General features: G+C 65.3%; 9 protein-coding genes. 3 read left to right on the plus strand and 6 right to left on the minus strand.

The genetic code is table 11. From position 1 onward, the window contains the following. Both ABB25_RS13275 and ABB25_RS13280 read left to right on the plus strand, forming a co-directional pair. A partial coding sequence (locus tag ABB25_RS13275) for a YceI family protein (protein WP_211259327.1) occupies positions 1-269 on the plus strand: 269 nt, incomplete at its 5' end. Positions 270-668: 399 nt separating this feature from the next. Further along, the gene (locus tag ABB25_RS13280; RefSeq protein ID WP_057667589.1) at positions 669-959 is read left to right on the plus strand and encodes a hypothetical protein; all 291 of its coding nucleotides are present in this window, start codon (positions 669-671) and stop codon (positions 957-959) included. A 127-nt stretch (positions 960-1,086) separates the two neighbouring features. Here the strand turns inward: ABB25_RS13280 and ABB25_RS13285 are convergent, their stop codons facing one another. Next, positions 1,087-1,878, minus strand: coding sequence for a siderophore-interacting protein (locus tag ABB25_RS13285; protein WP_057667592.1), 792 nt, complete (start codon positions 1,876-1,878; stop codon positions 1,087-1,089). A 92-nt stretch (positions 1,879-1,970) separates the two neighbouring features. Then, positions 1,971-2,471, minus strand: coding sequence for a PadR family transcriptional regulator (locus ABB25_RS13290; RefSeq protein ID WP_057667593.1), 501 nt, complete (start codon positions 2,469-2,471; stop codon positions 1,971-1,973). A gap of 335 nt (positions 2,472-2,806) precedes the next feature. On the opposite strand from ABB25_RS13290, the gene aceE reads away from it, so the two are divergent. Beyond that, the gene (aceE, locus tag ABB25_RS13295; protein ID WP_057667595.1) at positions 2,807-5,494 is read left to right on the plus strand and encodes a pyruvate dehydrogenase (acetyl-transferring), homodimeric type; all 2,688 of its coding nucleotides are present in this window, start codon (positions 2,807-2,809) and stop codon (positions 5,492-5,494) included. A 125-nt stretch (positions 5,495-5,619) separates the two neighbouring features. Here the strand turns inward: aceE and ABB25_RS13300 are convergent, their stop codons facing one another. From ABB25_RS13300 to ABB25_RS13315, 4 genes are all read right to left on the minus strand, one after another. Beyond that, positions 5,620-6,444, minus strand: coding sequence for a hypothetical protein (locus ABB25_RS13300; protein WP_057667597.1), 825 nt, complete (start codon positions 6,442-6,444; stop codon positions 5,620-5,622). 445 nt (positions 6,445-6,889) lie between these two features. After that, on the minus strand, positions 6,890-7,372 hold the full coding sequence (locus tag ABB25_RS14865) for a hypothetical protein (protein WP_057667598.1): 483 nt from the start codon (positions 7,370-7,372) through the stop codon (positions 6,890-6,892). Then, a complete protein-coding gene (locus tag ABB25_RS13310; RefSeq protein WP_083488352.1) occupies positions 7,362-8,381 on the minus strand; it encodes an IS30 family transposase in 1,020 nt (339 codons plus the stop codon). Before ABB25_RS13310 ends, ABB25_RS14865 begins: the two co-directional genes overlap by 11 nt. 415 nt (positions 8,382-8,796) lie before the next feature. Further along, complete coding sequence (locus ABB25_RS13315; RefSeq protein WP_057667603.1) at positions 8,797-9,162, minus strand: hypothetical protein; 366 nt, start codon at positions 9,160-9,162, stop codon at positions 8,797-8,799. Positions 9,163-9,174: the final 12 nt, after the last annotated feature.

The raw sequence follows: 9,174 nt of genomic DNA on the forward strand, positions 1-9,174 counted from the left end.
AGGTCGAGGCGGCCGGCACCAACAAGCTCACCGTCACCGGTGACCTGACCATCAAGGACATCACCAAGCCGGTGGTGCTGGATGTCACCGTCAACGGTGCCGGCGAGCACCCGATGGCCAAGGTGCCGGCGGTCGGCTTTGACGCCACCACCACCATCAAGCGCACCGATTTCGGCGTTGGCGCCTATGTGCCCAACGTCAGCGATGAAGTGCAGCTGCGCATCACCACCGAGGCCACCCAGGCCCCGGCGGAAACCGCTGCCGAGTAATCCGGGCACCGGCCCACGCCCTGCGTGGCTGAAATGACAAAGGCCCGCCGGAAACGGCGGGCCTTTGTTGTCAGCCGGGTGCGCTGCAGCGGGCGGTCACTCGCAGCGCACGGCAGTAATCACGTTGTGTGCATCGACAAACACCCGCAGGCGGTCCTGGCGCAGCTCCCGCGAGACGATGGTGGTCGGGGCGATCGGGTTGAGCAGGCCCGCCCCGCTTCCCTACTTGAGCCGGCGGGCGGTGGTTTCGTCGTTAGTCTGGCCGATGGCCCATTGCAAGCCGGCATCACCGCAGTGGTCGTCGCCGGCAACGGTGTTGGGCCCGGGGGGCTCAGGCAGACGGCCAGGGACAGCGGCAGCAGGACACAGGCAGACAGGCGCAGACAGGAGGTCAAGGACATGGAGGCAGACGTTGTGCCGCCGGGGTGGCTGCCGGCAGGCGGTTTCACCGCGCTGGAGCAGCGTGGCCGATGCCGATATCGGCGGATTCGGCCTGGGCCGGATGCCACCTGGCAGCTGCTGGCCCTGGCCAATTACCAGGCCAGTGAGCAGGTATTCGTGTCGCTGGGCTACCGCCACCAGCCGCTGGACTACCGCGACAAGGGCAAGCGCCTGCACGTGGCCCTGTCCGGGCCCATGCTGGGGCTGACCTGGCGCTTGGGTCTGCCGGCTGCCTCGCACCGCCCTTGAGGGCGTAACTGTTGTGGGAGCCCCCCGGGCGTGAAAGGCGGCCAGGCCGTCATCCCTGGCGGCGGGCGCCGCTCCCACCTGGCCATGCTCACTGTTACGGGAGCGTCTCCGGGCGCGAGAACGGGGGTCAGTCGGCGGCGGTCGGGTCGGCCTTCCAGTAACCGGTGGCGCGGATCCACTCCTTGGGCACCTGGCGGTGGCCTTCCAGGAACTTGCGCATCAAGCGGGCACGCCCGGATTCGCAGGCAATCCAGTAGAAAACATCGCCCTCGGGTTCCTCGATGTCGGTCAGGGCATCTTCCAGCAACTGGCTGCTGGCGGCCGGGTAGCCCCCTCGCTCCAGCCACTGGATGTGCACGTTGTCGCCATGCTCCAGCGGCTGGCGGTCACCGTGGTCGGGGATCTCGATATACGCCTGCACCTCGGCCTGTGCCGGCAGCTCGGCGAGGAAGCGGGCAATGGCCGGCAGCGCGGTTTCATCGCCCAGCAGCACGTAGCCGTCAAAGTCATCGGCCGGGGCAAACGAGCCGCGCGGTCCGGCCACCACCAGGGCATCGCCCGCTTGTGCCTGCACCGCCCAGAGGGCGGCAGGGCCGTCGCCGTGGACCACGAAATCGATCACCAGCTGCCCGGCTTCGGCATCGTGATGGCGCGGGGTGTAATCACGCGCCGGCGAGGGCAGGGCGCCTTGCGGGTAGCGCGGGCCGTGTTCGGTCAGCTCGGGCAGCACGAAGGCACCCTCGGCATTGGGAAAGAACAGCTTGACGTGGTCATCGGCGCCGGGGCTGGCAAAGCCGGCCAGGGCCTCGCCGCCCAGCGTGATGCGCTGCATCTGCGGGGTCAGGCGCTGGCTGTGGATGACCTGCAGCTGGCGGAAGGCCACCGGCAGGCGGGTCAGGGTGCTGGGGTGCGATGTCATGGCAATACCTGTGAAGAACCGTGGCGCAGGGCGCCGGGAAGACCGGGCTGGCGGAGTGAGTGAGCACCGCTGGCTGGCAGGGTCGGAAAAGGTCAGCGCGGCGCCGTGGCATCCGGTTGCAGCAGGCGGGCCGCCTGTTCGATCAGGGCAGCCGCGGCGGCCACCTGCTCGTCCGGCCATGGGCCTTGGTGGTGCAGCAGTAGCCCGGTCAACTGGGACATGGCCTGGCGCAGCGGGGCGGGCAGCTGCTGCTTGGCCAGTTGGCGGGCGCTGTGGCGGGCGCGCAGCAGGGCCGCCTGCACCGCTTCGTCGTGGCCGGCCAGGTGCGCGCGGCCGGCGGCGGTGATGCGGTAACACTTGCGGCCCTCGGCGGCTTGCGCCTGCGCCCACTGCTGCTGCTCGAACTCGGCCAGCAGTGGGTAGACCGAGCCGGCGCTGGGGCTGTAGCGGCCGGCGAACATCTGCCCGACCTGCTGGATCAGCTCATAGCCGTGCTGCGCGCGCTGGCCCAGCAGCCACAGCAGCAGCCAGCGCAGGTCGCCACGGCCCAGCGGGCGTGGGTTGGCAGGCGGAGTCGGGGGCTGAACGGGCATGGCTATTCCGATATATCGAAAACGCGAAGACGATATATCGAAAAGCTGAGCCCGGCAAGACCGCCAGCGCTTGCCGGCATCCCCGTGAGGGTGGGCCGGGTCTGCCGCCCGGGCCATCGCCTGCCGCATGCGCTGACCCGCTGTCTACGGACCAACGGACGCTGTCCAGGGCCGTTGCAGTGGGGCGGAATGGCTGTCCATACGGGTGGCGTATTGTTGCTGCGCAGCAACGATTCTGATCGGTAATGTCATGCCCCTGCGCTACACTTGCCAGCTGAAAACAGATACATACATTTGGCGTTGGCACGTGTCACACGTGCAGCTTGGGAGTAGCGATGAACTGGTTGAATGAGGTGTTGAACAACGACCCGAACCCGGTGGAAACCACCGAGTGGATCGAGTCGATGAAGGCGGTGATTGATGTGGCCGGCGCCGAGCGCGCGCATCAGTTGCTGGAGGGCATGGTCGAGCTGACCCGCCGCAACGGTGCCTACCTGCCGTTCTCGCCGACCACCGAGTACGTCAACACCATTGCCCCGCACCTGGAAGCCAAGAGCCCGGGAAATGCCGACCTGGAATGGCGCATCCGCTCGATCATCCGCTGGAATGCGATGGCCACCGTGGTGCGCGCCAACCGCAAGCCCGGTGACCTCGGCGGCCACATTGCCAGCTTTGCTTCTGGCGCCACCCTGTATGACGTGGGCTTCAACCACTTCTGGCGTGCGCCCAGCGAGAACCACCCGGGCGACCTGCTGTTCATCCAGGGCCACAGCGCGCCGGGCATCTACGCCCGCGCCTTCCTGGAAGGCCGCATCACCGAGGCCCAGCTGGACGGCTACCGCATGGAAGTGGACGGCGCCGGCCTGTCCTCCTACCCGCACCCGTGGCTGATGCCGGACTTCTGGCAGACCCCGACCGTGTCGATGGGCCTGGGGCCGCTGGCGGCGATCTACCAGGCGCAGTTCATGAAGTACCTGGAAAACCGCGGCCTGATCGAAAAATCCGACCGCAAGGTGTGGTGCTTCATCGGCGACGGTGAGTCGGACGAGCCGGAAACCCTCGGCGCGATTGCGCTGGCCGGGCGCGAAGGCCTGGACAACCTGATCTTCGTGGTCAACTGCAACCTGCAGCGCCTGGACGGCCCGGTGCGCGGCAACGGCAAGATCATCCAGGAACTGGAAGGTGTGTTCCGTGGCGGCGGCTGGAACGTGATCAAGCTGCTGTGGGGCGGTTACTGGGATGCGCTGCTGGCCAAGGACACCAACGGCGTGCTGAAGAAGCTGATGATGGAAACCGTCGACGGCGAATACCAGAACTGCAAGGCCTTCGGCGGTGCCTACACCCGCGAGCATTTCTTCGGCAAGTACGCCGAAACTCGCGAGATGGTGGCCGGCCTGTCCGATGACGACATCTGGCGCCTGAACCGCGGCGGTCATGACCCGCACAAGGTGTACGCGGCTTACCACCAGGCAGTGAACACCAAGGGCATGCCGACGGTGATCCTGGCCAAGACGGTCAAGGGCTACGGGATGGGCAGCGCCGGTGAGGCACTGAACCCGACCCACCAGACCAAGAAGCTCGACGATGCGGCCGTGCGCCACTTCCGCGACCGCTTCAACATCCCGGTCACCGATGCCCAGCTGGAAGGCGGCCAGGTGCCGTTCTACCACCCGGGCCCGGATTCGCCGGAAGTGCAGTACCTGCTCGAGCGCCGCAAGGCCCTGGGCGGCTTCCTGCCGCAGCGCCGGAAGAAGAGCGATGAAACCTTCATCGCGCCCAAGCTGGAAACCTACGAGCGCCTGCTCAAAGAGTCCGGCGAGCGCACCTATTCCACCACCATGGCCTTCGTGCAGACGCTCAACATCTCGTTGCGTGACAAGGCCATCGGCCCGCGCATCGTGCCGATCGTGGCCGACGAGGCGCGCACCTTCGGCATGGAAGGCCTGTTCCGCCAGATCGGCATCTACGCCCCGTTCGGCCAGAAGTACAAGCCGGTCGATGCCGACCAGCTGATGTTCTACCGCGAGGACCAGGCCGGCCAGGTGCTGCAGCAGGGCATCAGCGAGCCGGGTGCGATTGCCTCGTGGATGGCCGCCGGTACCAGCTACTCGGTCTCCAACGTGGCCATGCTGCCGTTCTACATCTACTACTCGATGTTCGGCTTCCAGCGCGTGGGCGACCTGGCCTGGATGGCCGCGGACATGCGTACCCGTGGCTTCCTGCTCGGCGGCACCGCCGGCCGTACCACCCTCAACGGCGAAGGCCTGCAGCACGAGGACGGCTTCAGCCACATCGTCGCCGGCGGCATCCCCAACGTGCGCAGCTACGATCCGACCTTCGGCTATGAAGTCACCGTGGTCATGCAGCACGGCATGAAGGCGATGATGGAAGACCAGGTTGATGAGTACTACTACATCACCCTGATGAACGAGAACTACGCCCACCCGGCCATGCCGGAAGGCGCGGCCGAGGGCATCATCAAGGGCATGTACCTGCTCACCGATGCCGGCAAGCCGAAGAAGGGCGAGCTGCGCGTGCAGCTGCTGGGCAGCGGCACCATCCTGCGCGAGGCCATTGCCGCGGCCGAGCTGCTGGACAAGGATTTCGGTGTCACTGCCGACATCTGGAGCTGCCCCAGCTTCAACGAACTGCGCCGTGATGGCTTCGACGTGGAGCGCTACAACCGCCTCCACCCGGAAGCCGAGCAGCGCAAGCCGTACGTCACCACCCTGCTGGAAGGCCGCCAAGGGCCGGCCATTGCCGCCACCGACTACGTGCGCGCCTATGCCGACCAGATCCGCGCGTTTGTGCCGATGAGCTACACCGTGCTCGGCACCGATGGCTTCGGCCGCTCGGACACCCGTGCCAACCTGCGCCGATTCTTCGAAGTGGACCGCTACTACATCGCCCATGCCGCGATTGCTGCCCTTGCGAAGGAAGGCAAGATGACCGGCAAGGATGTGGCGAGGGCGATCAAGCAGTACGGGATAGATCCGGAGAAGGCGAACCCGGTTGGGGTTTGATTCTTTTTTGTAGATGTGAAGAAAAGGCAGCCATAGGCTGCCTTTTCTATATCAGCGACAAGCTTTTAACGGGATGAATAAATCAGTTGTTCCCTGGCGAAGCGCCGGCAGGTGTCGGCGAAGCCTCAGTCGACGAGTCCCACGGCAGCTACGGCGTGCTCGCGCATCGCCTCCAGCTCCTCCTCGTCCAGCAGTTGCCCCAGCAGTTCGAGCTGAAGCTCAAGGCCGTCTTCGGTCCAAGCCACGGCGCCGGTCGCACGGTCCTGGCGACCCCAGGCCGGGATCGGGGCGCGGCTGAGCGCCCGGCGCATCTCGGCGAGCAGCCCGGCGCGACCGCTGTCCGCTTCCAGGTATTCGTCCAGCCCGCCTTCCTCCAGCCAGGCGCCGACCTGTTCCTCGCCGTGCTGTCCGCAGCAATGGGTGAGTCGGGCCACGACCAGGGTGATGGTGTCGTCGTTCCAGCCGTGGGCCTGGACGATGGCGTCGAGCTCGTCGGCCTGGAGCACCTCGTGGTCGAGGTCGCATTCGCGCAGGTAGTCGAGGTAGGCAGGAATCCGGTCCCGCGACTGCAGCGCCAGCGCGGTCGCGCCAGCCGCGCCGGTGGGAGTTTCTTCATCGGCCCAGGGGCGGTGCCCACCGGCCCCCTGGGCGGTAGCCCGCACCAGTGCGTGGATCCGCTCGTGCAGCGCGGGAAACGCGGCTGCCTGCTGGTAGATCGCGTGTTCGAGCGCGGCCAGTTCTCCATCCGCGACCAAGGCGAAGGTCCAATGAGGGACCGGTGCATCGGCGCGCAGCGGGGTCCTATCCAGATGGGCCAGCACGCTGTCGAGGATGGCCGTGCAGGCGGCTTCGCCCAGCGCGTCCACGTCCGTGGCTCCGACTTGCCCGACCACCACGTTCGGCGACGACTCGATATCGACCTCGTGGCCACTGAAAATCCTGACTTCCATGCTGCCTCCTGACGAAATGACCGACGAGCTTAGGCAAAGCGGTGCACACTGGATAGGACTGGACATTTGCCGCGTGATCAGGCGGCGCCGGTCGGGGCAGGTCAGCGGTGTGGCGATAGGGAAATGGTGTCAGGGACATTTCTTCCAGAGGGCAGGCCGCTCGCGGCTGCTGTCACGGCGAGCTTCGCGCCGCTGGCGTATCGTGCCGGTCGTCTCCAGTCGAGTGACCTGCCATGACGGAAAAACAGGGGAAAAACAGGGGTCAGAGTGAATTAAATATGCTTCTGGGTGGGGCTGTCCGGTACTGATGTTTCTTGAGTCTGCTTTCTGGGTCTTCCCGCTTTTCGTGGGGTGATGCTGCGGCCCAGTTGTGCTTCGATGGCGCTGCGGAAGCGGTCGTTGCCCAGAAAACAGGGGTCAAGAAAACAGGGGTCAGAGTGCGCTTTCACTCTGGCCTTTGCTTTTTGGGACGTCCGATCTTGGCGGGGCCGCAGCGGCGGCCGAGCTGGGCGTCGATGGCGGCGCGGAAGCGGTCGCTGCCGTAGGGGTGCTGGCGTTGCAGGCACAGGCGTAGCGGGTCTGGGTCGTCGTGGGTGATCCCTGCCATGACGAAGGCGCGCCAGCGCTGCTGGCGTTGTATCGGGTCATGTTCGAAGGCCAGCCAGCTGCGATGCGGCTGCAGCAGGTGGGCATCGCGGCCATGGGCGGTGGCGTGATGGCTGGACCATGGATAGTCGGCCGGGTCGGCCACCATCCCGGCGCGCACCGGGTTGAGCTCGATGTAACGCATGCAGGTCAGCAGGTAATCGTCATCGCCGACCAGGCAGGCCTTGTAACGGCCTTCCCACAGGGTGCCGGTGCGGAAGTAACGGTCATTGATGTAGCGCACATAGCGCCGCCCCAGGCACTGGGCGGTCTCAAGATTCAAGTGCAACACAAGGTGATGAGAATTTCGCCAGTTCCTCGGCCATTGCTTCTTCCGGGCTTTTCCAGCCCAGTGTTTTACGTGGCCGTCCATTGAGCAGGCGTGCAATATCGTTGAGCAGGGTTTGACTGGCTATTGACAGATCCGTCCCCTTTGGCAGGAACTGGCGCAGCAGGCCATTGGTGTTCTCATTGCTGCCGCGCTGCCAAGGGGCATGCGGGTCGCAGAACCAGATATTCATGTTTATCCGCTTGCTCAAGGCATCAAAACAGGCCAACTCGCTACCGCGGTCATAGGTCAGGCTCTCACGTAGGAAGGCTGGCAGTTTCTTTATCTGGCGGCTGAAGCCCTCCAGTGCATCTGCTGCTGTGCAGCCGTCCATCCGGCAGAGGATGACGAAGCGTGTCTTGCGCTCCACCAATACGCCCACGGCCGAGCGGTTGAAGGCGCCCTTGATCAGATCGCCTTCCCAGTGGCCAGGCAGCAGTCGTTGCTCAATTTCCTCGGGACGGTGCTTGATGCTCGGCTCTTCCGGGACGAAGGTCTTGGCTGCGGCCGACTTGCGGCCTGGGCCGCGCGTCGGCTTGGCTTGCCGCAGCGCTTCCACCATGGCCTGCTTGAGTCCGCCGCGTGGCTGGGCATAGATGGCCGCGTAAATTGTTTCGTGGCTGACAAGGCCAGGACGGATGGACTCAGGCATCTGGCGGAGTTTGGCGGCAATCTGCTGCGGTGACCAGCGCCTGTAGACAAGGTGATCGTGGACGTATTGATAAAGCCTGCTTCCGGCCACCAACCGCTTCATTGGTCTGCAACGGCTGCGGCGTCGGCGATAGCTGAGAGCGGCCTGGCTGGCGTTGTACGCAGCTTGATCGCAGCGCCGGAGCTCTCGCGAAACAGTGGCTGCCGAACGCCCAAGGCGCAGACCGATCGCTCGCAAACTGCTGCCGTTCTGGCGCTCGATCATGATTACGGCCCGTTCTTCAGGGCTCAGGTGTTGATAGGTTCTGGACATGGCAACGGCCCGATATGGGGGCGTTGCACTTGGAAGTTGAGTCTAAGAGGTGTCACGATCAAGGAGAGATCACATGGTGCAGCAAGACACGGGAACCAATGCTCACGCGACAGCTCCGTACCGGTTGCAGCAGTTGCATAGTGCGAGGCTAGGCAATCGCCCTGTGGAGGACTTCGAAGGGCTCGTTACACATCACCCCATTGCCAATGCAGGCGCTCGCGTGGTGGACGGCGTTCCAGTGAATGTCGAGAACCCGCGAACGCGCAGCTATGGCGTCATTGGAGGAGAGCTGCAGGAGCTTGAAACCCGCAGGACTGACGGTGGTACCGCCAGCGCTCTGCGTGTCGATCAGGCTAACGGGGTCAGGTGCACTTACCGGGGCTGCTTGGCGGGGCAGGTGGCAATGAGGTCAGGTTCACTCGGGTGGCCTGGCCTTTTTGCTGGGTGGTCGATGGGCGGGGTGGGTGCCGGCAAAGCGGTGGGTCTTGGCCTGGACCATGGCCTGGAAGGCGGTGGTGCCGAGGGTGCGTTGTTGCTGCAGGGTGGTGCGGATGGCGGTCAATTCGTCGTCGCTGATGGCTTCGCGCAGGAAGATGCGCCACCACTGGGCGCGTTCGGCCGGGCTGCTGCCACTGGCCAGCCAGGTGGGGTGATGGGCCAGCCGGTTGCCCGGGCGCAGGCCGAGGTGGCTCTGGCAGGAGGACCAGGGGTAGTGGGCCGGGTCGTCAGTGATTGCCGCGCGTACCGGGTTGAGCTCGATGTAGCGCAGGCACTGCAGCAGGTAGTGGTCGTC

Source organism: Stenotrophomonas koreensis, from assembly GCF_001431525.1.
GTDB lineage: Bacteria > Pseudomonadota > Gammaproteobacteria > Xanthomonadales > Xanthomonadaceae > Stenotrophomonas > Stenotrophomonas koreensis.